Here is a 22,123-nt window from a genome sequence, read left to right on the forward strand (position 1 = left end):
AGATTTTCATTCAGATTTACTCTCTTCAGCAAACTTCCGGATGGTATCCTGTTCACGCTGACGGGTGGCAGACTCCTGCATTGCATCCACTTTCTCCTGCCAGAGACGCCGGATATCCTTTTCATCCCGACCAGTCAGTTTTTTACCGGACAGCAGACGGTTAAGCAGTTCCTGTCTCGCATCCGGTACGTCTTCAGTCAGACGCATAAGCTGAAGCAGGCTCTGACGGCTGAGGACCATGAGTGATTCTGGCAGGAGGGTGAAGAAGCAAATAAAAAAGCATACCGCACCACTGCAGGCAAGGACCGCAAACAGGATTTTCAGATATATACCATCAACGCCGAACACAGCAATAACACAGGGAATCCATGCAATACACGCACAAAACGCCAGGATGTTATCTATTCGGTTATGTCTGCGATATATCTGTTGATGTTCATCCAGAATAGAATCTATTTTTTCAGTTTCTGATTTATGCATAGTGTTTCCTCTGCCTTTCCTGATACGCCTGACATTCAACACATAACGTCACACCGGGAAATATTTTCCGCCGGGCTTCCGGAATAGGATTTCCGCATGCTTCACAGAGATAAACAGGAATACCATGAGCATTTATTTTCTGGCGTATCCGGTTTATTCCTGTCATGGTCAGTTGTTCTGTCACTGAATATGCTTCATCGGCTTCATCACTCACGGAATATTCCTCCCGACATGTTCTGACACGCTACCGCCCATCCCTTTTCACGCACAGGGCACTCGTTTTACAGGCAGATTTTGAATACAGAAAGCCCGCCGGCATTGCCGGCTGATATACAACTTCAGGGCCAGTTAATTAATACGTGGTTTTCCCCACGCAGACGGTTTAATAACAAAAAACACACTGGATGGCTGATGATAAACATCCTGATTATCAATATAAGGCGCTATCCATAATGCTGCCGTCTGCTCACCCGTTCTTAGCGGACGGGGAGGTGTTACCGGCACAACTGAACTGACCGGAACAACCGTTTTCACTTCCCGGGCAGCGGTAAACAGCGGGCGTGGCGCCAGCAGTTTCTGCTCCGGAAGTGCCGTCACCGCAGGTCTGCTGCCGGACGGAGTGGTCGCGGTGACGGTCTGCACCGGCATTGTCCGGAAGTTCCCTTCAGCCAGGCGCGGCAGTGATGCCGCAACCGGCTTTGCTTCTGAGGACTGCTCCAGTTTTTTGGCCTTCTCATTGGCCTGCTCCATCGTCATACAGGTATCTGATGTGGTGGCGTTACACTCAAATTCCGTATTAGTTCCGGCACAGCCGGAAAGTAATAAGGTTCCCAGCAGAGGAATAAATAAAGAAATCTGTTTCATTGCCCTTCTCCTTTTTTATTACTCCCCACAACAGCAGAAATTAACTCTGCTGTCAGATTTATTTTTCCTGCACAGGGTTGTCCGGAGACTACTGTATTTCCCGGAGGAAAAAATAAACTCATCGCCATTCCCTTCTTCATCACACCGACAGCAGCCATATTAAAATTGTGTGGCAATGATTCAGAACTGAATTTCTCCGGTGCAGGAAGTACGATTCTTGTGGTGCAGTTACTGAGAACAGCATGCATAAAATCATCTGATATGGTATTACCTGGCACAGAGCGGGCAGTAATAACATGAATATTACGCATGTTCATTTTTATCTCCGTTGTTTCTGTTTGTTCTGGCATCAGGGAAATAAACAGGGCATTTCCTGATTTTTTTCCGGCAGGGAAGCATCTTCCGTAAGAACTTCCTTCAGACGTTCATCTGCGGTTGCAACACGAATACATGTTATTTTTTCCGGAGCTTTCTGAACTTTCCTGAACAGTGCCATCGCAGCATATACCAGTGCCAGCGTGCTCCAGAGCATCAAAACCAGACTTTCCAGCGAGTTGTTAGTGTCTTCGATATACCCCTCAGCATCCGTGAAAATCACGGTGCAACGTTGATTCAGCGGTTCAGTGTATTTACCGTCGACCACTGCAGAGCAGTCACGGACCGGGAATTGCCCGGCAGGAGCCACCTCCCTGACGAACTCAATTTCCTGCATCAGCAACTGACCAGGTGTGGTGTTATCCTTCCATAAAACAAATAACGTCATCAGGACCATTGTGGCCAGCGGCAGAATAACGGTGTACATCAGACACCAGGAAAACACTCGCAGAATTCGGGCAATAACATACCGGGTAACAGCCCACGTTTTACGGAAAAACGAATTATTAACCATTGAAACCTCCTTACTTACTACCAGACATAAATGTCTGCGGATTCAGGTTGCCCAGCTGCTTCAGCATCTGGTCAGTATTAAAGCCGTTAAGATGACTTTCAGCTGATGGCGGAACAGGAACCGGACTTTCCGGATTGTCTTCTTCTGCTCTGTTCTGCGTGCGCTCCAGCGCCATCTCTTCCACGGTTTTCAGCTGGAAGCCGTCCTGGAACACCACGGTCACTTCGTTGCCCGCACCAATCGGTATCACCGGGTGATACTGTTCGGCACGTTTGATGTAGTAGTCACTGAGCGTCTGTGCGGCTTTCGATGCGCCGCCACCGATACCCATTTTCAGGACATCGCCTGCCCCGTAAGCGGCAGTAGCCCCCAGCCCAACCGCCGGCTGGGAGGCGCGCTCCATTCCCTGACCGATACCATCAACAAATCCCGCGCCCCATGCCCAGCCGAGGATTTTGCCGTTACGCATCACCACTTCGCCCTTGATACCGTTTTTACCCCGGAAGCTGACATGCCCCTTAATCGGCATATCAATGGTTTTGCCGTCCTTCAGGCAGCTGATATTGCGGGTACGTACAATGGCACGCTCACTGGAGACATCCCCCCAGGCTTCCAGCCCCACAAAACATCCCGTTGCGTCATACGTTTTGCTGTTCGGCATTTCCACCAGGCCGGTGATACGCAGCTGCATCGGCACCGTGGATTCATTACCGGTGACTGAGGCATTGGCATCCGCCCCTTCAATCAGCATGGCTTTCGCAAAACTTCCTGACGGAATGTACGGCAGCGATGGTCCCTGTTTTCCCTCATTACGGGTAAACACCTTACGCTGTATCCGGCCAGGCACCGGCACAGACTGGTACGTCACCTGTGGTGGTGGCGTGACACCATTCCCGGGATAAAACGCCGTCGGCGGTGGAACAGCAACGCTGCCCTGCGGCGGGAAGGATACGGGAGTGTTTCCTGGCTGTGGTTCGCCTTCCGGCCCGGGCGGTGAGGCTGGCGTCTGCGGTACTGGCTCTCCGGTCGCGGTGACGGGATTTGCACCCAGGGCTTTCACCTGCTCTGCCAGGGCAGCATTGTCCTGTCCCAGCTTTTCAATACGACGCTGGTCATCACCGCGCTGTTTGTTCAGAACATCCAGCTCTCGACGGATTTCCTCATACTGCTTCTGCATCTGCGCTGCCGTCACCTGCATCTCTGTGGTGGCATGCTGACGCACCTTGTCATCAAAGGTCGTATCCACCACACCGGTCATATCCGGCACAGGCTCCTGTTCAGCCACCGCCTCACCGTTACCGGACATGTCCACATCAGACAGATACAGTGCCCCACCAATCGCGGAGGCTGCACCGACAACCACAATCCCCAGCCACAGGTACTGTTTGCGTTTCACAATAGTGTTGATACTGGCCATCAGTTGCCCTCCCCGTCACGGATGACATACACATCCATGCGCCCACCTGCCAGTAACTGGCTGGCAGGCTGGCTGAACATCACGGCACGGGTTCCCGGCTGCCAGAAGTCACTTTCCCGAATATTCAGGGCAGACAGCGTTTTATTTTCCACGGCAAAGCGGACCATCTTCAGGTGATTCCCCGTCCATACTGCATCCGCCACTGAAGACAACCCCGCCGGAGCCTGCAGGGTTTCTTTTGTCACAGGCACCTGATACCAGCCTGCAGGTAATTTTCCGCCACGAACGGCCTGGCTGATGGTCACAAGCAGGGATTCGTAAGGCGTGGACGTTTCCCACGCACCGGCTTCTTCTCCGGTTCCGCGCAGGTCACTGACCAGCTGAATGGTACGCCCCGCGCCTTCACGGGGAACGGCCTGAATGGAAAGGTTCAGACCACGTTCTGTTTCCAGAATGAACGTAAAGGGCTTTTTGTTGACGGTGGCCACCACCACACCGCCGGAGGCGGTCTGCTCATTATTGGTCAGGGCACCATCCAGACTGTTCACGGCGATAATCCGGTCACCGGGAACGGTAAACAGATTCGGGCTGGTATTGCTGATGGCAATACTGGCCTGCCCACCGTTCACCATTGGCACCACGGTGGGGGCCAGCGTACCGGCTCCGGCCATCACGCTGCAGGAAAAAAACAGGCCGCCGAATATTATTGCTGTATTATTTTTTCTCATCGTCTGTTTCCCCGAAATTATCCAGCCATGTCACCCCGTTTTCCCGCTTCAGAATAAGGATGTAATGTTTGATATCAGTGAAAGGTTTTGAATCACCAATCCAGGTTTTAAGCACACCACGAATTTCCACACGGCCATACTGAGGCCAGACACGAACACTGGTCTGGAAAAATGCTGAGTTCACGTTATCGTTTTTAATACGCTTCGCTTCTTCAGCTAGAATAACTTTCATCTGGTTCTGTGCGCCCGGACGGATATATTGCAGAAGCGCCTGATGTGAGGCATCGACAGTTTCTGATGAAACATTCAGACGGAGGGCAATAAATGACAGCGCCATCTGCTGTAAATAAGAGGCGTCGGCACTGTTCTGTGACACGGCAAAGGGGGCATTAAATGCCATTGGCGTCACAGCAGTGCGTTGCTCATTCTGAAGACGGTAATTATTCACCCCCTGAATGACGTTAACAGAGAGGCTGAGAACAATAAGTACTGACATAAATATAAAGGCGATGGCCATTACACGACTGGTACTTAAACGGGCACCGTGTTCCATATAACAATCCTGGTATCAGTTCTATTTAATCCACTGCCGGAAACACGAATCGGGAACATTATGAAAAATACCGCGCAGCAGGGCTGTTGGCATATACCAGTAAATCAGGTCACGTAACCAGGAGCTGCCCCGCCCTTTCTTCAGTTTTTTAATCCCGAAATAAACCAGAACCGCTGCACCAATACCGAACAGATATTTTGATGTCATCATTCCCCATCCAATACAGATTACTGCGGGGATGAGTTCATCCAGCGGCAGGCCAAACCAGCGGCTCTGGTTGGTCAGTGTTTCCGGGAAACGATATTTCTTAAGTTTATTCTCGTCTCCCGACATCGTTTTATTTCCTGTCAGAGGCCAACGACGGCCATACCCACAGCAATAAATACAGAGATGATGGCAAAACCGGCCAGGAACTTGACGTTTTTGGTCATCATGTACATGACCGCACCGACCAGGACTTCAGCCAGAACAACCCATTTAACAACACTGGAGTCCTTACCGAAGGTCGCCTTAACCGTGGAGTTACCACTCTGCATCAGGTCCTGACCACTGCTGCCAGCGGCCATCGCCAGTTGCGGGAAGAACATCATCAGAACAGCAGCCGGGATCACAGCGCGAACCAGGCGAAGCATATTCAGACGAGTGAATTTAGAAAAAAACGACTTCTTTTTGACGGGCGCAGAAGCACCCTGAACACTTAAAATGGCGTCCATATGATTCCTCTGTTTAATATTGATAGATAAAAACTAAAGTTCTTTAAATGTTGACTCGCTCTCTTCTGTCACCTCCCTGAATATTTCTTCGTTATAGAAATCAGGAAACCGTTTCAGATGATCTCTGAGACGGATCTGGACTTCTATCGTTTTACTTCTTCCACTACGATCTTTGGCCTTAATAAGTCGGTTATTTGTATCTTCATCGAGATACACCGAGACCGTTCTGCTTATACCGCCTCTCGCGTTACGCCTCCTCACTAAATTCACCTCTGTTTCCCGACTAATAAAATTATGATTGCACAGAAACCGGCGAAAAAAAACACGCCAAAATTGGCGTGTCTTATTCAACATTTATTTAACGCCATAAAATTCACGAATTATACTTAATAGCGAATCTATTTCTCCTTTATAGATACATGACACCCTGAATAAATCAAAGCATTCAAAAAATTCTTTTATTTTCCGTTTAACTGGTTTAATTCGATCCTCAGATGCTCTGTCTGTAATACCCAACTCTCTGGCAATTGTTGCGTGACCAACACCCAGCATATAAAAAGAGAAAACAACCAATGTTCCTGGAGAAAGATCATTCCATATCGTTAATTGACCAGAAGTATTTGTATTACTTACGCTCTGATTTAACGCAAAAAATGGATAATCAGGAAACGGATTAATTTGCCATAAAACAACAGATTCGTCATTATAAAAAGAAACATTCTCCATCCTTATCTGATAGATTTCGCCATGAAAATTAAAACGACGACAAAATGCAGAGCCATGTCCAAGAGCCTGGCATTCCAGTTCAAGTGATGAAAGAAAAATTTCAACCTGCAGACGTATATAACTCTCTCCGGATAAAGGTTTATCTTCTCTGGAAAAGAGTTCAATAAAAGCCCCATTGGCATAAAGGATTTTCCGGTTTTTGTTACGGACACAAACCGGAACGGGAGAATTTCTGTAGATATTCTGAACGTTAAGGATGTATTTATTTACAGATTGACTGTTAAGTGGCCTTTCTCTACGATCCAGCGCACACATAGGAACCTCCGTTAAGGATTCTATGGACAGTCGATGCAGGGAGGTCTGAACTCCCTGCATCGGCGATTTTCAGTTTCAATTTTTAACGTGGCATTAACCACGTAATTAATATACTAATTATCTGACGTATTGTCATCTTTTTGAATCATAAAAATTCTTATATTTGAACCAACTCAAACTTCATTTTCATTTATTCATCATCATTTTTTGGAAAAAAACGGTCCATCTCAACAGACACTTTCTCTCTGATATCGTCAACCATACTGGCATATTCAAACTTCGGGTTTCCGGAGACATGAGGACTGAGAGACTCAATACCTAAAATCTTTGCCACCGTTGACTGTGTTTTTACAACACATTCAAGAAGAAGTTTATTAAACTCTGTCTGGTTAAACGCAGACTCTTTACGCTCCATCTGTGCATCATATACGCGAAGCCCCAATTCAAGAAGCATTGAAGCAGTTCCTGAAAGGCTTATATCTTTATCTCTTGCTCCCTCCTGACGACGCTTTTCAACAATCATGTTAATTTTTTCATGAACCTCATTACTGATATACAGATTTACTCTGGCCATAAGACAGTACCTTTTATATTCTGAAATAAGTGTTTTATTCCATTTACTCATAGTTTGGTCTGAAAAAAGAAGAGCACCCCTAGCAGCGCCCCTAGGGTCATACTATAAAAAAACGCACGGCGCTGCTAGGGGCGGCCCTAATATATCCAAATGTTTTTCATAAAATTTGTCAGTACTGACCCTAACAAGGGTCGCCATAGGGTCGCTATAGGGTCGCTATAGGGTCGTCAACGACCCTATTTAATAATGTAAAATAAATTAAAATACATTATTTAAAACATAAGCCAATGATTCAAAAAGCAAATCAGCAAAAACTTGTTTTTGCGTGGGGTGTGGTGCTTTTGGTGGTGAGAACCACCAACCTGTTGAGCCTTTTTGTGGAGTGGGTTAAATTATTTACGGATAAAGTCACCAGAGGTGGAAAAATGAAAAAATGGATGTTAGCCATCTGCCTGATGTTTATAAATGAGATCTGCCATGCCACTGATTGCTTTGATCTTGCAGGCCGGGATTACAAAATAGATCCTGATTTACTGAGAGCAATATCATGGAAAGAATCCCGTTACCGGGTTAATGCCATCGGTATTAATCCGGTAACGGGATATGGCAGCGGACTGATGCAGGTAGATTCCCAGCATTTTAATGAACTGGCCCGCTATGGAATTAAGCCGGAACATCTGACAACAGATCCCTGCATGAACATTTATACCGGTGCTTATTATCTGGCAATAGCCTTTAAAAAATGGGGCGTCTCCTGGGAGGCCGTTGGTGCATACAATGCCGGATTCAGGAAGACCGAACGCCAGAACCAGAGACGTCTTGCCTACGCATCAGATGTTTACCGGATTTATACCGGGATAAAAAACAGTAAAGGTATCCGGATTCCGGCCACGAAGAAATCACTTTCGGAAATTAACAGCGTGCAGAACAATTAATCTTACAGACATTGTCAGATACCGGTTATGCCGCAAAAGCGGCATGGAAGGCCACACACAAAAATATTATATGAGTGACAATACTGACTGGCCGAAGCCCCGCGAAGCGGGAACCCATCTTATATATACCCGGTAACTGCGCAGCCTCCTGCCAGACCATTTTTCGCGGGCACAATATTTACAGACAACCGGAAAGCCGGTTGATGAAATTGAGGTATATCAGACGACACAGCGATGCCGAAGAATGATAATATAAGTAAAGCCCCGAAAATTTTTCGGGGCTTTACTTATATTATCATGACTTCCACTTTCTGAACTGTTCGGCAATCACCCATAACGCCTTGTTGATTCTTATATCACCATCAATACCTGTAATGGCTCTTGTCCTGGTATTTTTCCCGGAGGCACTTCGCCCCGATAATCCACCTTTTATCATATTCTCCTGAACCCGCTGCCAGGTTGTCCAGAGATCGTTCTGTTTATCCTCCCGACGACGGGGAGTAATTATCTGTTCAGGCGTCACTGGCGTTTTATTTTCATCTTCATACCTGACCATCAGTGCAGCTCTGCCAAATAAATGTTGCTCGTCACTGTTAAGATGAATTTCTTTCATCGCCTCCATATTATCAGTGACCTTATCAAAGACATCGAGCACTTCATATGCTCCCTCGATAACCTGCCCGACAATATCGCCTTTATGCGGAATGCGGATTTCACCAAAATTATTCCCGCACACCAGGCCATTTGTGCAGACAAAACGAAAAATTCCGGGGATCATCTGATAACTGGATGAACCATCATGTGAATTAAGCAGGATAATTTCAGGAACTTCCTGCCCGTTAATATGCCCTTCCCTGCGAAGACGTAACATATGTTTACTGTATTCGCGACGCCCCAAATCACGAACCCGACTCTGACAGGCAAAGAACGGCTGGAAACCTTCATCACGTAACTTATTGATGATATTGATGGTTGGGATATATGTATAACGCTCACTCCGGGATTCATGTTTATCACCAGAAAAAACAGACGGCACAAACTGTATTAATTCGTCATCCGTTAACGGGCGCTCACGGCGAATGGAATTATATCGGCCAAAACGGGAAGCCAGTCGCATAATATTCACTCCTCGCTGAAAGAAAAAATAAGTCAAAAATTTTTTCGCTTAATTTCCTCCCCCTGATTATTGTTAACAAATCGACAACAACCAGGGGGAAAATCATCACACCGGACTGGTCATGGCTGACCGGCCTGTTGGCTGAAAAGCATCATCAGTGCACTCAAATCACTGGCTTTTTTTCTGATAACTGGCGTGTGATTTTCCACGCTGTCCAACAACGCCCCCAGTTCATCATTGATTTGCCCTAACTGTTTCATCAGCGTTTCCGCATCCAGGCTGCTCTGGTATGCAAGATTTGCCTGAACAGCACGATTCTGCATGATGTCGATTTGTGCGATTGCGTCCTTCTGCTGATCGCCGGTTGGCTGATAAGCGGTGTCAAAAGAAAATGCGCTCATGTTTCCTCCCGTATCTGATGTTTTCAGCCCCCATCATCTTTTGAGTTTCGGGAGCCGCGGTTTTGACGTTTTGCGGGGACCTGCCTTTTGTTCCCTCCGGTATTAACCATCACCTTTTTGAGAACCTTCGCCGCAAGGGGCATCACTGCCACGGCCGGAAACGACTGTCCGGGGGCAGACCGCAAAAGTTTTTGCCTGCTTTTGGGCAAAAAGTTTTGCGGGATGTGCATTTCACCCCTGGACTGGCGGAGACGGTTGTGGCTGTCTTTGCCCCCGGCGACAGGGGCTTAAACAGGTGAATGGCACCGGACACAACAACGGGCAGGGTCCCGCCGCAACGACGTGAAGCGCGGTTTGCGAAACGGCGTTGCCCCTCACATCCCGGCGGCCTTTTGCCGGGATGCCGGGAGCGCAGGCCACGGCGCGACAAGGGTGGCGCGACCGTTCCGGTCGCTGCAAACCCGGGGTTTCGCGTCAGGGATGGAAGCCCGTCAGGGCGGAGACAGCTTCGCTGGCTCCGTTCACGACAGCCCGCCCCGCCAGGGGGACGCCCGGGGAAGCCATAAACAGGAGAAGAACGGAAAGAACAGGAAGAACAACAACAGTAACAAGCACAGTAACCACAGAAATATAACATCAGGAAAAAACATTCCTGACACATCACAAACGGGAAGGGTAACGGGCGACGCGTCAGCGTGGCCCGCTTCCCTTCCGGCAGGCGTCAGCCTGCCAGGGGTTTTCGCGCGGGCTGACAGGCGGCCTCCACCGCCTGCCCCTGTATCACCTGTTTCTGCTGCCCTGAAGGATGTAGTGACCGCCGAGGAAAACAGCCTGCTGATTCGCCACAAAATCGCAGATTTCATCAACAATCTGCGCAGTGGTGAGCGGTTTCTGCCCCATTTCACGACGCCGCGCATTAATCACGGCTTTGTAATTGCGCAGAATTTCGCGGGTTTCTGTGCTGATATTCATGACATGTGCTCCCCGTCCAGCGCCTGTAACACAACGTCCATTGCTTCGCGTTCTTCCCTGACGAATGCGTCACCGTCGCCCCCGTTCTCATTCCCGACGGCATACAGGCGCTTCATTTCACTGCCTGCCAGCGCCATCACTTTTTCCAGCATCACCGCCGGAACTGTCACCTGACGGCTGGCGCGCTTTTCTTCCATCAGCTCACGAACAACGTCGTGAACAATGCTGACATCCGCACCATGCTCAAAGGCATCGTCCAGTCGCTGCATGACGGTTTCCAGCTCATCGTCTGTCAGACTCCAGTCCTGGGCTATGTGGCGCCCCCCCCACGGGTCAGCACCACGGCAAAAACGCATTCACTGTCCGGCACGTCTGTATCCAGTACATCGCGGATAATTTCTTTAACAGTGCAGTACATGTTCTCGTCTCCTTTACAGGGGCGGCATTGCCGCCCCGTCCGTTAATCAGTCCAGTGCCGCGTAAATCGCGTTGCATTCGGGGTGAAATTCGATGTGACGCCACAACTGCGCATCGCGCATCCGGTAAAGCTGAGTCAGTCCTGCATCCCCGCTGTCGTGGTACAGCCACAACTGGCGGTTAATCACAAGGGAAGTCAGAATGATGCCTGCGGCATCAGCACTCACGGTACGGTCAAACCAGTTTGCACCGTTCACCATGTGGAAACGGTCACCGTCCGGCATCATGTAACCGCCACCGTCCGGCAGGCGGATGAAGTGCCAGAAGCCTCCCTGATATTCCGGCATCATTTTTTGCGCCAGCGCGTACACATACGCCTCGGCATACAGAAAATCGTTGCCAAACAGATACGGCAGAAAGGAGAGACGGTCGCACTCTTCAACATTCAGAGTGACAGGTTTCGCATATTGCATGATGTTTTCCTCCGTTGTTCACATATTCCGCGACACCGGGCGGTGCCGTGCCTCCATAAAAGCCGGGCGATAAGGCGGGGATGCACAGGGCGCAAGGGAAGCCGCAGCCTGACGCACACGGCTGGCGGGAGTTGGAGGGTGAGACCGCGAAATCTGAGCGAGTGAACGACCGGAAAATCACGGCAGACGGGAAGGAGGGACCGGGTGACCGCAGCGGCGAAGCGTACCCTTGCATCCCTGCCAGCCCGGCTAAGATGGAGGCACGGCACAGCCCGCACACGACACGGCGGCCACATAACTGAAAACCCACAAGGCCATGCCCCGCATGGCCGGGTAAAGCGGAGCCGGCGGCAACTTCCTTTGTGCTCTGTCCGGGGACCGGCAGGAAAAAGGCGGGGATTTACCCCGCCAACGTCATCATTTCCGGATTTTTGCCAGGGCATCCGCCATGCTGCGGATTTCGGTCCGGGCTTCCCGGACCATCTCCCGCAGAACACCACGGTCAAACCAGCGGCGGGGCGGTTCATCCGGTATACGCAGCACATCGCAGGCCAGCCCACTGGACAGGATATGCTCCACACACTCACTGACCAGATACATTTCCACCGAAGTAAAACGTGCGCCCCGGTTCAGGATGGCATCGAGCACCACAGGCAGGTTTTTGTCGTCTTCATCGAGCCAGCAGGAGTGATCGCTTTCCTTCACCACCAGGCGAAAGCGGCGGGTCTGGCGGGTCAGCAACGTCTGCCCGGTTGTGGTCAGCGCCGCCCGGATACGCCGTGCATCTTCTGCCACCCGGCAACTGACACTGCGTACCGCATCGCGCACCGCCGCAAGTACAGCCCTGATTTCGTCTTCGGTCAGCCATTCGCCGGCATACGGGAAAGACACCTGCGTTCCGTCTGCCGGAAGTACCGGCAGCGACTGCCACTGACTGCCGGACAGTACCAGTTCCGCCCCGGTTCCGGTCAGTTTGTGAATGGCGGAGGCCAGGAGCGGCGGCAGTACGCCGCCGTGACGGTTGATAAGTAACGTCGCCAGCCGGGGCGCATCCAGCCGCACGTAAATGCTGATCCAGCCCGGATAGTTCTGTGGATCTCGCTGATCAACATCCGTCTCCTCCGGCCAGCCCTGCGCCAGCAGCAGGTTGCGGGCGTGACGACAAATCAGTGCGTTCAGCGTGCAGTTTTCGTTCATGATTAAGCGTTCTCCCTGTATCGCCGCCCGCAGGGCAGGCGGCGATAACATCAGTCGTTTTCGTGTGTGTTGTTTTTCAGCAGGGTGCGGGCCTGATTAATCACCGCCTGACGGCGGGTGACGCATTCCGGGACGGCGAGGCCATGATCCCGGGCGGCCCATTCACGTTTCCACAGTGCCTGTTCAGCGGTCTGAATCAGGGACGCCAGCAGTTCAGCAGAGACGGTCACCTGGCGGTTTTCGCTCACGTTGCTGATAATCTCCATCGCAGCGGCGGAAGAAATACCGGACTCAATCCGCTGGTCTTCCGGGATGTCCTCCAGGCGCGCCAGGACAGTCCTGATTTCATGATCGGACAGGGAAATATCCATTCCGTCAGCGAGGGCCTGAATCTCTTCCGGGGACCAGATAAGCAGCATCAGCGGCGTGTCTCCCGGATACTTTGCTGCCAGCTCACGGCAGAGCGTTTCGCATGTTCCGTACATTTCGTCTCCCCCTTAATCTTTGAAGCACGCATCCAGTTCAAGAATTTCGGTATATGCCTCCATGAACAGGCGATTGGCGCGATACAGCGTCTGGCGTGCCAGGCGTTCAACGAGCACATCGGAATCAAAGCGACAGCGATGCTCCATATCGTTCAGCCTGGCCCGAAGGTCACACATGGCATTGGCCACCTCCGCCACTTCAGCACGAAGGTTTTCGTGTCCGGCATAGTTCATTTACGCAGCCTCCGGTTCAAACCAGTTATCATTCGCGGCCCCCTGCTGCATGGCCCGTTGCACGGCGGCCAGTCGTTGCTGTCCGGCACGGTGATACTGTTCAAGCAGCTCGATACCGATATACCGGCGTCCGGACTGAAGGGCGGCCACACAGGTTGAGCCGCTGCCTGCAAACGGGTCCAGCACAATCGCGTTCGGGTGTGTGAAGCTCTCAATCAGTGGTTGCAGGCTGGTAACAGGCTTTTCCGTCGGGTGATGACGATTGCCTGAATATTTCCAGCCCAGCACATCCGGCAAGGGTTTCTGAGGCAGCGCCGGACGCCCTTTTGCCAGGATGTAGGCGCATTCGTGGCGATAGCCCACATATGCGGCCTTCGATGTGTAGGTTTTGGTAAACACCAGGTGGCCAACCACGCTGAATCCCACATTTTTCCAGGCGGCCATAAAGCGATCGACGCGGTTCCAGCCATAGAAGCTCACCATCAGCGCATCTTTTTTCAGCACGCGGTACATTTCATTACAGGCCGGTTGCAGCCATTCATCGGTTTTATCGCCGGCGATGGTACGCCCCTGACGGTCACGGAAACCGACGAGATATGGCGGGTCGGTGAGGATGAAATCGACAGCATTGCCCGGAAACGTGGCCATAACACGCACGCAGTCACCCTGGATAAAACGGGACATAACAGCACTCCTTCTCTTACAGAGGGCACCGGGAGGGCGCCCCTGTGGCGCCCGTTCCCCGCTGCCTGTGGGCTGTTCACCGCGTCCGGTAACGGGTCAGGCCGACCGTGGAATACCGCAGCCGTCGTCTTTTTGACGGCGAGGATATGCCGCGAAAGCGGCTTGAAGGGCGTTCATCAGAAAAGGGCGACGGGCTGGCGTACACTGTCACCAACGCCAGCCGGGAGCGGTAAAAGCGCCCGTCCCGTGCCCGGCCGGACGCGGGACACTGACCACAGGCAGCGTTCCTGCCGCGCCGCGTCAGCCAGCGCAGTAAAAAGAGGAGCCCGGCGACATCTTTTGTTACCCGCCCAAAAAACCCAAATACACCCAAATACACACCAAAAAAACACCATAAGGAGTTTTATAAATGTTGGTATTCATTGATGACGGTTCAACAAACATCAAACTACAGTGGCAGGAAAGCGACGGAACAATTAAACAGCACATTAGCCCGAACAGCTTCAAACGCGAGTGGGCAGTCTCTTTTGGTGATAAAAAGGTCTTTAACTACACACTGAACGGCGAACAGTATTCATTTGATCCAATCAGCCCGGATGCTGTAGTCACAACCAATATCGCATGGCAATACAGCGACGTTAATGTCGTTGCGGTGCATCACGCCTTACTGACCAGTGGTCTGCCGGTAAGCGAAGTGGATATTGTTTGCACACTTCCTCTGACAGAGTATTACGACAGGAATAACCAACCCAATACGGAAAATATTGAGCGTAAGAAAGCAAACTTCCGGAAAAAAATTACATTAAATGGTGGGGATACATTCACAATAAAAGATGTAAAAGTCATGCCTGAATCTATACCAGCAGGTTATGAAGTTCTACAAGAACTGGATGAGTTAGATTCTTTATTAATTATAGACCTCGGGGGCACCACATTAGATATTTCTCAGGTAATGGGGAAATTATCAGGGATCAGTAAAATATACGGAGACTCATCTCTTGGTGTATCTCTGGTCACATCTGCAGTAAAAGATGCACTTTCTCTTGCGAGAACAAAAGGAAGTAGCTATCTTGCTGACGATATAATTATTCACAGAAAAGACAACAACTATCTGAAGCAACGAATTAATGATGAGAACAAAATATCAATAGTCACCGAAGCAATGAATGAAGCATTTCGTAAACTTGAGCAACGTGTATTAAATACGCTCAATGAATTTTCTGGTTATACGCATGTTATGGTTATAGGCGGTGGCGCAGAATTAATATGCGATGCAGTAAAAAAACACACACAGATTCGTGATGAACGTTTTTTCAAAACCAATAACTCTCAATATGATTTAGTTAACGGTATGTATCTCATAGGTAATTAATAATGGACAAGCGCAGAACCATTGCCTTCAAACTAAATCCAGATGTAAATCAAACAGATAAAATTGTTTGTGATACACTGGACAGTATCCCGCAAGGGGAACGCAGCCGCCTTAACCGGGCCGCACTGACGGCAGGTCTGGCCTTATACAGACAAGATCCCAGGGCCCCTTTCCTTTTATGTGAACTGCTGACGAAAGAAACCACATTTTCAGATATCGTGAATATATTGAGATCGCTATTTCCAAAAGAGATGGCTGATTTTAATTCTTCAACAATCACTCAACCCTCTTCACAACAGGAGCAAAGAAGTGATGAAGAGACAAAAAAAAACGCGATGAAGTTAATAAACTGATTAAATTTTTATTGATACCTTTACCCCCATAAACGGGGTAAAGGTATCAATAAACCTATTTTTTAGCTATGTACAGATTACATCTGACAAGTTATTTCTACGTAACAAATCACAGTCTAAAAATCAGTATAGCTTTACCCTTTGCACTGTTCAGCTTATTCCTTTCAGAAAAAAAACGGGAACATCAGTTACTTTATAAATCTGCATAATAAGTAGTATTCTATGCCTGCCATCTATAATTACTTTCCCGTCTTCTGACATTTGTGGATATTCAATCGTTCCTTGACTTAAATAGGTTTTAATTTTGTGCCATCGGCGTGGATCGATATTGAAAGCCTGAACGCCAAGCGACCTTAACAGGGTTAACCCATTAATCATCGTGACCACAGGCTTTTGTCTCATTCTCTCAGGAAGTTGATGGCAATTAGCAGCCAGGGCCGCCGGGGGAAAATAAAACTCCAGTTCCTGTAGTGAAGGGTATTGCAACCCACTGTTGTCCAGAGGAATATCATCAAAGGATTTGAAAGGATACTTGGACATATACGCATTGATTTTTTCAGGCGGTAAATGTGCAAACCAGTTAGGAGCAGGCCTGTTCGCTTCTTCTTCTTCTTTAATTCGTTGAAATGACTCCGGAAACAAATCTTCCACACTTATGTTCATCACAATATCCTCCCTTGAGAACATTGCTCATCGCCACCGATAAGGATTTCATTATAAAACACGCCAGTACAGAACAACTCACTGGTTTCAAACTCCCGTCGTCCGTCCTGACCGGTACGGTAACTAACAAGGCCTGTACACATATCACGATGTGTACCATGCCATAAAGTGACAGTATCCCCCCAGGTGTCTCATATCATAGTTTCATTAAAACATGCTGAGGCCAGAGAACAGTTATGCCTGTGCCGTTTTTTGTGGTATCAGGCGAGAATAGCACGTGGTGTGAATGCCTGTTTTTTGATCGTTTTCACAAAAATTGAAATCCACAGTCTTGACAGAGAAAACACAGCGGCGTAATTTTTGATCTGTACATAAAACCAGTAATTATATGTACAGTATTTAATTTTAATTGATTGTTTTTAAAGTCAAAGAGGTTTTCTATGAGTGATAATGAAGGTAGTGTACCGACAGAAGGTATTGATTACGGGGACACAATGGTTGTGTGGCCGTCAACAGGACGAATTCCGGGCGGTGATGTGAAACCCGGAGGCTCATCAGGTCTCGCTCCATCCATGCCTCCGGGATGGGGGGATTACAGCCCACAAGGTATCGCACTTGTACAAAGTGTTCTTTTTCCTGGAATTATTCGCCGGATTATTCTTGATAAGGAACTTGAAGAGGGAGACTGGTCGGGATGGTCTGTCAGTGTGCATAGCCCCTGGGGAAACGAGAAAGTTTCCGCTGCACGAACAGTTCTTGAAAATGGTTTACGTGGTGGTTTGCCAGAACCGTCTCGCCCGGCTGCTGTTTCTTTTGCCCGTCTGGAGCCAGCTTCCGGAAATGAGCAAAAAATTATTCGTCTTATGGTTACACAGCAACTGGAGCAGGTAACGGATATCCCTGCCAGCCAGTTACCAGCAGCGGGTAATAATGTACCGGTAAAATATCGTCTGACGGACCTTATGCAGAATGGTACACAATATATGGCTATTATCGGAGGTATTCCGATGACAGTGCCAGTAGTGGATGCCGTTCCAGTTCCGGACCGGAGTCGTCCGGGAACCAATATTAAAGATGTTTACAGTGCCCCTGTATCACCAAATCTACCGGACCTGGTATTAAGTGTGGGTCAGATGAATACTCCAGTTCGGTCTAATCCCGAAATCCAGGAAGATGGCGTTATTTCTGAGACAGGGAATTATGTTGAGGCTGGTTATACGATGTCCAGTAATAATCATGATGTCATTGTCCGTTTTCCTGAAGGCAGTGGAGTTTCTCCGCTATATATTTCAGCCGTGGAGATTCTGGACAGTAATAGTTTAAGCCAACGCCAGGAAGCCGAAAATAACGCAAAGGATGACTTCAGAGTCAAGAAAGAACAAGAAAATGACGAGAAGACGGTCCTGACAAAAACCAGCGAGGTCATCATTAGTGTCGGTGACAAAGTCGGGGAATATCTTGGAGATAAATACAAGGCGCTTTCCCGTGAAATTGCAGAGAATATAAATAATTTTCAGGGAAAAACGATTCGTAGTTATGATGATGCAATGTCTTCCATTAATAAGTTAATGGCTAACCCCAGCCTTAAAATAAATGCAACGGACAAAGAAGCCATTGTGAATGCGTGGAAAGCATTTAATGCTGAGGATATGGGGAATAAATTTGCTGCGTTGGGTAAAACGTTCAAAGCAGCAGATTATGCAATAAAGGCAAACAACATCAGGGAGAAGAGTATTGAGGGTTACCAGACTGGTAACTGGGGGCCATTAATGCTGGAAGTCGAGTCCTGGGTTATCAGTGGGATGGCATCTGCTGTATCTCTTAGTTTGTTTTCTTTGACATTAGGCTCGGCCCTTATAGCCTTTGGTCTTTCGGCCACAGTTGTTGGTTTTGTTGGCGTAGTTATTGCAGGTGCTATTGGTGCATTTATCGATGATAAATTTGTTGATGAGTTGAATCACAAGATCATAAAATAATTAAAAGGAAGGCAGTGTTACTGCCTCCCTTTAAAATATTTAATGACAAGCAATGGCATCAGTAAAATCGCATATGTCATGGTTAAAACAGTAAAGTAAATGGAGCAATATAAAATAAACAGAGTGATGACATTATGAGATAATAATTTAAAAAAACCACCTGCTGTTGTTAGTTCCAGATTATAGAACAGTGTGATATAAATCAGAATGGCATAAAAAACGGGCCCCCAGAAACAGGATTGCACAACAAGTTTTCTTGTTACTGGCTTTATGATTTCTCTTGTCTTATATGTGCAAAGAAAAACGAGAATACCCATAACTGGTGCTGTCTTGTTGTAGTTTGACATAAGTGTTGTCATGACGGGATCATGCAATGATGTAATAGAAGGGAGAAATGCCACCTTATTATATAAGTAGTACAGCACTTGAGAATATGGATTATTTATTCGAAGTATTAATATAGCCATTAATGGAATAATCCCGATTATGGAAAATGCATATAATATTTCGTTTGCTTTCTTGTTCTTATCTTTATTGCTGGTCATATATATACCTTTTTGTATTTTTATATATAGATTATATATCAGAGTTCTCAATATATTTCCAGTATTTAATGGAGTGTACAGATATATATCTTATATATGGTAGTTCAGGAGCTGCCCTACCATTTTTAACGGCATATCAGGCAAACAATGTTATGGGGAGCCTCCCTCATGGGTTTTGTTCGCCGGCGGAGGCGTTAGCCAGCGGCGAACTCTGTTATCTTGTTAACTTATAAGGAGTTATGTATGGAAACCTTAACTGTTCATGCACCATCACCATCAACTAACTTACCAAGTTATGGCAATGGTGCATTTTCTCTTTCAGCACCACATGTGCCTGGTGCTGGCCCTCTTTTAGTCCAGGTTGTTTATAGTTTTTTCCAGAGTCCAAACATGTGTCTTCAGGCTTTAACTCAACTTGAGGATTACATCAAAAAACATGGGGCCAGCAACCCTCTCACATTGCAGATCATATCGACAAATATTGGTTACTTCTGTAACGCCGACCGAAATCTGGTTCTCCACCCTGGAATAAGCGTTTATGACGCTTACCACTTCGCAAAACCAGCGCCAAGTCAATATGACTATCGCTCAATGAATATGAAACAAATGAGCGGTAATGTCACTACACCAATTGTGGCGCTTGCTCACTATTTATGGGGTAATGGCGCTGAAAGGAGCGTTAATATCGCCAACATTGGTCTTAAAATTTCCCCTATGAAAATTAATCAGATAAAAGACATTATAAAATCTGGTGTAGTAGGTATATTCCCTGTTTCTACAAAGTTCACACATGCCACTGGTGATTATAATGTTATTACCGGTGCATATCTTGGTAATATCACACTGAAAACAGAAGGTACTTTAACTATCTCTGCCAATGGCTCCTGGACTTACAATGGCGTTGTTCGTTCATATGATGATAAATACGATTTTAACGCCAGCACTCACCGTGGCATTATCGGAGAGTCGCTCACAAGGCTCGGGGCGATGTTTTCTGGTAAAGAGTACCAGATACTGCTTCCTGGTGAAATTCACATTAAAGAAAGTGGTAAGCGATAATATAAGGGCCGGGGTTCCGGCCTTTTTATGCAGCCTTTATAACAGTGTATTAGTCATTCGCATATTCAACATATCCCTCCTCACAATGGTACATGCCATAATACATTCTCTTACCCTCCGGGCCTTCAGCTTTAAATGGGACAAGAAGTGTTTTTTCATCTTCAACATCTGTTAAACTTCTCTCAATCTTTTCCCATGTAATTTTCGGGATTTCTGTACCAAGAAGTTGTACATCGTTGTCCCAGCGTTTCATTCTTTGCAGGTAATCATTTTTTACAAACGTTCTGGCCTGTTCATCGCTGACCTGATAGCATGCCGGACCTTTATCTTCAGACCAGAAAAAAACAGCAGCAAGAGCAATAATCGTTAAAATAAAAATAAATTTCATGCTAATTACTTTCATAAAATCTCCACAACTTCTGTCGTTCATTCTATATAAAAAACATTACGAATATATCCGTACAATGTGAGCATACTGTGAAGTGGCTTTAACAATTATGAAATAATACAAGAGATCACATATTGCAGTGGTCTCTTTTTTATAGAAGAAATCACAATTCATAATTGTGACTTATTATGCATGTCTGTTTTTCAGCATTGTGACCGCATCGGACTCAGGCATCGAAAACTGCACCCGGTGCCGTGCAGCCACATCCAGTGCAAACACCTTCGTATAGACCTCTGTTGAGCTGATGGACTTATGCCCCATCAGGCTCTGCAGGACCTTCAGCGGTATACCGGCATACAGCATGTACATCGCATAGGAATGGCGGAACGTATGTGGCGTGACCGGGACAGAGAACGTCACACCATCAGCGGCAGCGGCGGCAACCGCTTCTCCAATCCAGGTCCTGACCGTTCTGTCCGTCACTTCCCAGATCCGCGCTTTCTCTGTCCTGCCTGTTCGTTTATTACGCCGTTCCATGGGGATTTTCAGTGTGGCCACCATCGTCTGCAGCTGGCTGACGTACCAGGCGTCGGAAAGCGGAACCAGCCGGTGAGTCTGCTGACCGGCGGGCATTCTTCCTGCCGTCCTGGCTGCTTTTTCTGTCCGCTGCTTCAGAGTGGCCAGCTGCACAAACGGATACGGAGGCGCAAGCGAAAAATCCCCCCGCGTCAGCGCCAGTGCTTCATTAATGCGCGCACCGGTGTTCCACTGTGTGGCCAGCAGCATCTTGCGGCGCAGATCCGGGACGTAATGGAGCAGGGCGCTCACTTCAGGGGCCAGCAGGTATTTTGGCAGTTCATCATGAACCATCGACATCTGGCGGAGTGCCAGCGCTGCCGGATAATCGATGGCAACAGGAAGCTGAGCGACATCCCGGGCATGGTGGATCGGTGCCGGCAGGTGCTGCATATCAGTGTTCACTCCACGGGGAAACGTCGGGCAGGTTTTCCACAACCCGGTACTTTCCCGGATAACGGAGCTGGTTACCGCCACGCGTCCAGACGGTGACAACAAAACCCCCTCCCTGGTTGTTTTCGGGGAGCAGGCGATCGCACTGCTCACTCAGCATGTGGATCACGAACGGCGCATCGCTGCCGTCTTCAAATACCAGTTCCAGCGCATCGCGGCCATGCAGCGTTCCCTTACTGATGATGACGTACTCAGCCCCCCGCATCTCCCTGAGTAAATGTTTTGCCGCATCCGGGACAAGCAGCCTGGCTGCGCCGGCATTCCAGCTGAGGTAGACATATCCGGCCTGCGCCTGTACAGACTGCCAGTAATCCGTTCTGGCGACAGCCTGACCTTCATTCTCAATAAAAAACATGGGTGACTCCTTTTTTCTTTTCCGGGCAGGGACGGTCATGCGATAACGTCATCCATCATCACTGCCCTTACCGTCACGCCGTCTGATAACATCATGCCGTTATCATCATCACCATGATAACAAGCATCCATATAACCACGCCGTTAAATTACCGGAGAGCCGTTTCCGTCAGATCCGACTTTCCGGAATATCACAACTTTCCGGAAGTG

The 22,123-nt window shown here is 48.4% G+C and carries 31 protein-coding genes and 5 pseudogenes; 6 read left to right on the forward strand and 30 right to left on the reverse strand.

Going from position 1 to position 22,123, the window contains the following annotated elements; genetic code table 11:
* Positions 1 to 6: 6 nt before the first annotated feature.
* The 13 genes and pseudogenes from A31E_RS21640 to traM form a co-directional block, all read right to left on the reverse strand.
* Positions 7 to 480, reverse strand: coding sequence for a hypothetical protein (locus tag A31E_RS21640; protein ID WP_016233167.1), 474 nt, complete (start codon positions 478 to 480; stop codon positions 7 to 9).
* Complete coding sequence (traR, locus tag A31E_RS23610; protein ID WP_001278689.1) at positions 473 to 694, reverse strand: conjugal transfer protein TraR; 222 nt, start codon at positions 692 to 694, stop codon at positions 473 to 475. The genes A31E_RS21640 and traR overlap by 8 nt, the downstream gene beginning before the upstream one ends.
* Before the next feature lie 134 nt (positions 695 to 828).
* On the reverse strand, positions 829 to 1,344 hold the full coding sequence (gene traV, locus A31E_RS21635) for a type IV conjugative transfer system lipoprotein TraV (RefSeq protein WP_016233168.1): 516 nt from the start codon (positions 1,342 to 1,344) through the stop codon (positions 829 to 831).
* A complete protein-coding gene (locus A31E_RS21630) occupies positions 1,341 to 1,661 on the reverse strand; it encodes a conjugal transfer protein TrbD (protein ID WP_016233169.1) in 321 nt (106 codons plus the stop codon). The genes traV and A31E_RS21630 overlap by 4 nt, the downstream gene beginning before the upstream one ends.
* Positions 1,648 to 2,233, reverse strand: a pseudogene (traP, locus tag A31E_RS21625) (conjugal transfer pilus-stabilizing protein TraP). Before traP ends, A31E_RS21630 begins: the two are co-directional and overlap by 14 nt.
* A 10-nt stretch (positions 2,234 to 2,243) precedes the next feature.
* Complete coding sequence (gene traB / locus A31E_RS21620) at positions 2,244 to 3,650, reverse strand: F-type conjugal transfer pilus assembly protein TraB (RefSeq protein ID WP_016233171.1); 1,407 nt, start codon at positions 3,648 to 3,650, stop codon at positions 2,244 to 2,246.
* Positions 3,650 to 4,378: a type-F conjugative transfer system secretin TraK gene (gene traK, locus A31E_RS21615; protein WP_016233172.1), complete on the reverse strand. Its 729-nt coding sequence runs from the start codon at positions 4,376 to 4,378 to the stop codon at positions 3,650 to 3,652. The genes traB and traK overlap by 1 nt, the downstream gene beginning before the upstream one ends.
* Positions 4,365 to 4,931, reverse strand: coding sequence for a type IV conjugative transfer system protein TraE (traE, locus tag A31E_RS21610; RefSeq protein ID WP_000399792.1), 567 nt, complete (start codon positions 4,929 to 4,931; stop codon positions 4,365 to 4,367). Before traE ends, traK begins: the two co-directional genes overlap by 14 nt.
* A 21-nt stretch (positions 4,932 to 4,952) precedes the next feature.
* Positions 4,953 to 5,264 (reverse strand): type IV conjugative transfer system protein TraL, encoded by a 312-nt coding sequence (gene traL / locus A31E_RS21605; protein ID WP_000012118.1) that lies wholly within the window; start codon positions 5,262 to 5,264, stop codon positions 4,953 to 4,955.
* 14 nt (positions 5,265 to 5,278) lie between these two features.
* Complete coding sequence (gene traA, locus A31E_RS21600; RefSeq protein WP_016233173.1) at positions 5,279 to 5,644, reverse strand: type IV conjugative transfer system pilin TraA; 366 nt, start codon at positions 5,642 to 5,644, stop codon at positions 5,279 to 5,281.
* A 33-nt stretch (positions 5,645 to 5,677) separates the two neighbouring features.
* Positions 5,678 to 5,905: a conjugal transfer relaxosome protein TraY gene (gene traY, locus A31E_RS21595; RefSeq protein WP_001254386.1), complete on the reverse strand. Its 228-nt coding sequence runs from the start codon at positions 5,903 to 5,905 to the stop codon at positions 5,678 to 5,680.
* Positions 5,906 to 5,998: 93 nt separating this feature from the next.
* Positions 5,999 to 6,685: a PAS domain-containing protein gene (locus A31E_RS21590; RefSeq protein WP_016233174.1), complete on the reverse strand. Its 687-nt coding sequence runs from the start codon at positions 6,683 to 6,685 to the stop codon at positions 5,999 to 6,001.
* A gap of 190 nt (positions 6,686 to 6,875) precedes the next feature.
* Entirely contained in the window at positions 6,876 to 7,259 is a 384-nt protein-coding gene (gene traM, locus A31E_RS21585; RefSeq protein WP_000124981.1) for a conjugal transfer relaxosome DNA-binding protein TraM, read from the reverse strand.
* Between the two features lie 287 nt (positions 7,260 to 7,546).
* Here traM and A31E_RS0121915 point away from each other — a divergent pair, with 287 nt between their 5' ends.
* Positions 7,547 to 8,194: a transglycosylase SLT domain-containing protein gene (locus A31E_RS0121915; protein ID WP_016233175.1), complete on the forward strand. Its 648-nt coding sequence runs from the start codon at positions 7,547 to 7,549 to the stop codon at positions 8,192 to 8,194.
* 295 nt (positions 8,195 to 8,489) lie between these two features.
* Here the strand turns inward: A31E_RS0121915 and A31E_RS21580 are convergent, their stop codons facing one another.
* From A31E_RS21580 to A31E_RS0121920, 3 genes are all read right to left on the reverse strand, one after another.
* The gene (locus A31E_RS21580) at positions 8,490 to 9,311 is read right to left on the reverse strand and encodes a DUF932 domain-containing protein (protein ID WP_016233176.1); all 822 of its coding nucleotides are present in this window, start codon (positions 9,309 to 9,311) and stop codon (positions 8,490 to 8,492) included.
* A gap of 119 nt (positions 9,312 to 9,430) precedes the next feature.
* Positions 9,431 to 9,712: a hypothetical protein gene (locus A31E_RS21575; RefSeq protein ID WP_016248295.1), complete on the reverse strand. Its 282-nt coding sequence runs from the start codon at positions 9,710 to 9,712 to the stop codon at positions 9,431 to 9,433.
* Positions 9,713 to 9,735: 23 nt separating this feature from the next.
* Positions 9,736 to 9,942, reverse strand: a complete 207-nt coding sequence (locus A31E_RS0121920) for a hypothetical protein (protein ID WP_000547955.1) — start codon at positions 9,940 to 9,942, stop codon at positions 9,736 to 9,738.
* 69 nt (positions 9,943 to 10,011) lie between these two features.
* Between A31E_RS0121920 and A31E_RS26305 the strand changes: the two are divergent.
* Positions 10,012 to 10,298 (forward strand): annotated as a pseudogene (locus tag A31E_RS26305) (hypothetical protein); the annotation flags it as partial.
* A 194-nt stretch (positions 10,299 to 10,492) separates the two neighbouring features.
* Here the strand turns inward: A31E_RS26305 and A31E_RS21570 are convergent.
* The 8 genes and pseudogenes from A31E_RS21570 to A31E_RS25095 form a co-directional block, all read right to left on the reverse strand.
* Entirely contained in the window at positions 10,493 to 10,684 is a 192-nt protein-coding gene (locus tag A31E_RS21570) for a hypothetical protein (RefSeq protein WP_001027495.1), read from the reverse strand.
* Positions 10,681 to 11,102 (reverse strand): annotated as a pseudogene (locus A31E_RS21565) (hypothetical protein). Before A31E_RS21565 ends, A31E_RS21570 begins: the two are co-directional and overlap by 4 nt.
* Before the next feature lie 46 nt (positions 11,103 to 11,148).
* On the reverse strand, positions 11,149 to 11,574 hold the full coding sequence (locus tag A31E_RS21560) for an antirestriction protein (protein WP_001198928.1): 426 nt from the start codon (positions 11,572 to 11,574) through the stop codon (positions 11,149 to 11,151).
* A gap of 417 nt (positions 11,575 to 11,991) precedes the next feature.
* Positions 11,992 to 12,771: a hypothetical protein gene (locus A31E_RS26020; RefSeq protein WP_024193531.1), complete on the reverse strand. Its 780-nt coding sequence runs from the start codon at positions 12,769 to 12,771 to the stop codon at positions 11,992 to 11,994.
* A gap of 50 nt (positions 12,772 to 12,821) precedes the next feature.
* Positions 12,822 to 13,375 (reverse strand): annotated as a pseudogene (locus tag A31E_RS21550) (DUF1380 family protein).
* Positions 13,269 to 13,490 carry a hypothetical protein gene (locus tag A31E_RS21545; RefSeq protein ID WP_001104902.1) on the reverse strand — a complete coding sequence of 74 codons (222 nt, stop codon included), beginning with the start codon at positions 13,488 to 13,490 and terminating at the stop codon, positions 13,269 to 13,271. Before A31E_RS21545 ends, A31E_RS21550 begins: the two are co-directional and overlap by 107 nt.
* Entirely contained in the window at positions 13,491 to 14,174 is a 684-nt protein-coding gene (locus A31E_RS21540) for a DNA methylase (RefSeq protein WP_016233049.1), read from the reverse strand.
* A 76-nt stretch (positions 14,175 to 14,250) separates the two neighbouring features.
* Positions 14,251 to 14,553 carry a hypothetical protein gene (locus A31E_RS25095; protein WP_148718425.1) on the reverse strand — a complete coding sequence of 101 codons (303 nt, stop codon included), beginning with the start codon at positions 14,551 to 14,553 and terminating at the stop codon, positions 14,251 to 14,253.
* A gap of 30 nt (positions 14,554 to 14,583) precedes the next feature.
* Between A31E_RS25095 and parM the strand changes: the two genes are divergently transcribed.
* Entirely contained in the window at positions 14,584 to 15,546 is a 963-nt protein-coding gene (gene parM, locus A31E_RS21535) for a plasmid segregation protein ParM (protein ID WP_016233050.1), read from the forward strand.
* A gap of 2 nt (positions 15,547 to 15,548) precedes the next feature.
* Positions 15,549 to 15,899 carry a plasmid partitioning/stability family protein gene (locus A31E_RS21530; RefSeq protein WP_000361384.1) on the forward strand — a complete coding sequence of 117 codons (351 nt, stop codon included), beginning with the start codon at positions 15,549 to 15,551 and terminating at the stop codon, positions 15,897 to 15,899.
* 150 nt (positions 15,900 to 16,049) lie between these two features.
* Here A31E_RS21530 and A31E_RS21525 read toward each other — a convergent pair whose 3' ends face one another.
* Entirely contained in the window at positions 16,050 to 16,562 is a 513-nt protein-coding gene (locus A31E_RS21525; protein ID WP_016248297.1) for a hypothetical protein, read from the reverse strand.
* 74 nt (positions 16,563 to 16,636) lie between these two features.
* A pseudogene (locus tag A31E_RS26680) lies at positions 16,637 to 16,757 on the reverse strand (entry exclusion protein 1); the annotation flags it as partial.
* A gap of 245 nt (positions 16,758 to 17,002) precedes the next feature.
* Between A31E_RS26680 and cba the strand changes: the two are divergent.
* Positions 17,003 to 18,538, forward strand: a complete 1,536-nt coding sequence (cba, locus tag A31E_RS21520; protein ID WP_016233051.1) for a pore-forming bacteriocin colicin B — start codon at positions 17,003 to 17,005, stop codon at positions 18,536 to 18,538.
* A gap of 17 nt (positions 18,539 to 18,555) precedes the next feature.
* Here the strand turns inward: cba and cbi are convergent, their stop codons facing one another.
* Complete coding sequence (cbi, locus tag A31E_RS21515; RefSeq protein ID WP_016233052.1) at positions 18,556 to 19,083, reverse strand: colicin B immunity protein; 528 nt, start codon at positions 19,081 to 19,083, stop codon at positions 18,556 to 18,558.
* Positions 19,084 to 19,326: 243 nt separating this feature from the next.
* Here cbi and cma point away from each other — a divergent pair, with 243 nt between their 5' ends.
* Positions 19,327 to 20,142 carry a lipid II-degrading bacteriocin colicin M gene (cma, locus tag A31E_RS21510; RefSeq protein ID WP_016248298.1) on the forward strand — a complete coding sequence of 272 codons (816 nt, stop codon included), beginning with the start codon at positions 19,327 to 19,329 and terminating at the stop codon, positions 20,140 to 20,142.
* A 49-nt stretch (positions 20,143 to 20,191) separates the two neighbouring features.
* On the opposite strand, the gene cmi is transcribed toward cma, so the two are convergent.
* The 3 genes from cmi to A31E_RS21495 form a co-directional block, all read right to left on the reverse strand.
* Positions 20,192 to 20,545 (reverse strand): colicin M immunity protein, encoded by a 354-nt coding sequence (gene cmi, locus A31E_RS21505; RefSeq protein WP_000864812.1) that lies wholly within the window; start codon positions 20,543 to 20,545, stop codon positions 20,192 to 20,194.
* Between the two features lie 171 nt (positions 20,546 to 20,716).
* Positions 20,717 to 21,499 carry a site-specific integrase gene (locus A31E_RS21500; protein WP_016233054.1) on the reverse strand — a complete coding sequence of 261 codons (783 nt, stop codon included), beginning with the start codon at positions 21,497 to 21,499 and terminating at the stop codon, positions 20,717 to 20,719.
* A 1-nt stretch (position 21,500) separates the two neighbouring features.
* Positions 21,501 to 21,914, reverse strand: coding sequence for a hypothetical protein (locus A31E_RS21495; RefSeq protein ID WP_000465043.1), 414 nt, complete (start codon positions 21,912 to 21,914; stop codon positions 21,501 to 21,503).
* Positions 21,915 to 22,123: the final 209 nt, after the last annotated feature.

Origin of the sequence: Escherichia sp. KTE159, assembly GCF_000408805.1 — a bacterium.
Classification (GTDB): domain Bacteria; phylum Pseudomonadota; class Gammaproteobacteria; order Enterobacterales; family Enterobacteriaceae; genus Escherichia; species Escherichia marmotae.

Bases quoted from the DNA above. Each gene is read 5' to 3' on its own strand.
- A31E_RS21640 (WP_016233167.1), bottom strand. From the start codon at position 480: ATGCATAAATCAGAAACTGAAAAAATAGATTCTATTCTGGATGAACAT.
- traV (WP_016233168.1), bottom strand. From the start codon at position 1,344: ATGAAACAGATTTCTTTATTTATTCCTCTGCTGGGAACCTTATTACTT.
- A31E_RS21630 (WP_016233169.1), bottom strand. From the start codon at position 1,661: ATGAACATGCGTAATATTCATGTTATTACTGCCCGCTCTGTGCCAGGT.
- traB (WP_016233171.1), bottom strand. From the start codon at position 3,650: ATGGCCAGTATCAACACTATTGTGAAACGCAAACAGTACCTGTGGCTG.
- traK (WP_016233172.1), bottom strand. From the start codon at position 4,378: ATGAGAAAAAATAATACAGCAATAATATTCGGCGGCCTGTTTTTTTCC.
- traE (WP_000399792.1), bottom strand. From the start codon at position 4,931: ATGGAACACGGTGCCCGTTTAAGTACCAGTCGTGTAATGGCCATCGCC.
- traL (WP_000012118.1), bottom strand. From the start codon at position 5,264: ATGTCGGGAGACGAGAATAAACTTAAGAAATATCGTTTCCCGGAAACA.
- traA (WP_016233173.1), bottom strand. From the start codon at position 5,644: ATGGACGCCATTTTAAGTGTTCAGGGTGCTTCTGCGCCCGTCAAAAAG.
- A31E_RS21590 (WP_016233174.1), bottom strand. From the start codon at position 6,685: ATGTGTGCGCTGGATCGTAGAGAAAGGCCACTTAACAGTCAATCTGTA.
- traM (WP_000124981.1), bottom strand. From the start codon at position 7,259: ATGGCCAGAGTAAATCTGTATATCAGTAATGAGGTTCATGAAAAAATT.
- A31E_RS0121915 (WP_016233175.1), top strand. From the start codon at position 7,547: ATGATTCAAAAAGCAAATCAGCAAAAACTTGTTTTTGCGTGGGGTGTG.
- A31E_RS21580 (WP_016233176.1), bottom strand. From the start codon at position 9,311: ATGCGACTGGCTTCCCGTTTTGGCCGATATAATTCCATTCGCCGTGAG.
- A31E_RS21575 (WP_016248295.1), bottom strand. From the start codon at position 9,712: ATGAGCGCATTTTCTTTTGACACCGCTTATCAGCCAACCGGCGATCAG.
- A31E_RS0121920 (WP_000547955.1), bottom strand. From the start codon at position 9,942: ATGCACATCCCGCAAAACTTTTTGCCCAAAAGCAGGCAAAAACTTTTG.
- A31E_RS21570 (WP_001027495.1), bottom strand. From the start codon at position 10,684: ATGAATATCAGCACAGAAACCCGCGAAATTCTGCGCAATTACAAAGCC.
- A31E_RS21560 (WP_001198928.1), bottom strand. From the start codon at position 11,574: ATGCAATATGCGAAACCTGTCACTCTGAATGTTGAAGAGTGCGACCGT.
- A31E_RS26020 (WP_024193531.1), bottom strand. From the start codon at position 12,771: ATGAACGAAAACTGCACGCTGAACGCACTGATTTGTCGTCACGCCCGC.
- A31E_RS21545 (WP_001104902.1), bottom strand. From the start codon at position 13,490: ATGAACTATGCCGGACACGAAAACCTTCGTGCTGAAGTGGCGGAGGTG.
- A31E_RS21540 (WP_016233049.1), bottom strand. From the start codon at position 14,174: ATGTCCCGTTTTATCCAGGGTGACTGCGTGCGTGTTATGGCCACGTTT.
- parM (WP_016233050.1), top strand. From the start codon at position 14,584: ATGTTGGTATTCATTGATGACGGTTCAACAAACATCAAACTACAGTGG.
- A31E_RS21530 (WP_000361384.1), top strand. From the start codon at position 15,549: ATGGACAAGCGCAGAACCATTGCCTTCAAACTAAATCCAGATGTAAAT.
- A31E_RS21525 (WP_016248297.1), bottom strand. From the start codon at position 16,562: ATGAACATAAGTGTGGAAGATTTGTTTCCGGAGTCATTTCAACGAATT.
- cba (WP_016233051.1), top strand. From the start codon at position 17,003: ATGAGTGATAATGAAGGTAGTGTACCGACAGAAGGTATTGATTACGGG.
- cbi (WP_016233052.1), bottom strand. From the start codon at position 19,083: ATGACCAGCAATAAAGATAAGAACAAGAAAGCAAACGAAATATTATAT.
- cma (WP_016248298.1), top strand. From the start codon at position 19,327: ATGGAAACCTTAACTGTTCATGCACCATCACCATCAACTAACTTACCA.
- cmi (WP_000864812.1), bottom strand. From the start codon at position 20,545: ATGAAAGTAATTAGCATGAAATTTATTTTTATTTTAACGATTATTGCT.
- A31E_RS21500 (WP_016233054.1), bottom strand. From the start codon at position 21,499: ATGCAGCACCTGCCGGCACCGATCCACCATGCCCGGGATGTCGCTCAG.
- A31E_RS21495 (WP_000465043.1), bottom strand. From the start codon at position 21,914: ATGTTTTTTATTGAGAATGAAGGTCAGGCTGTCGCCAGAACGGATTAC.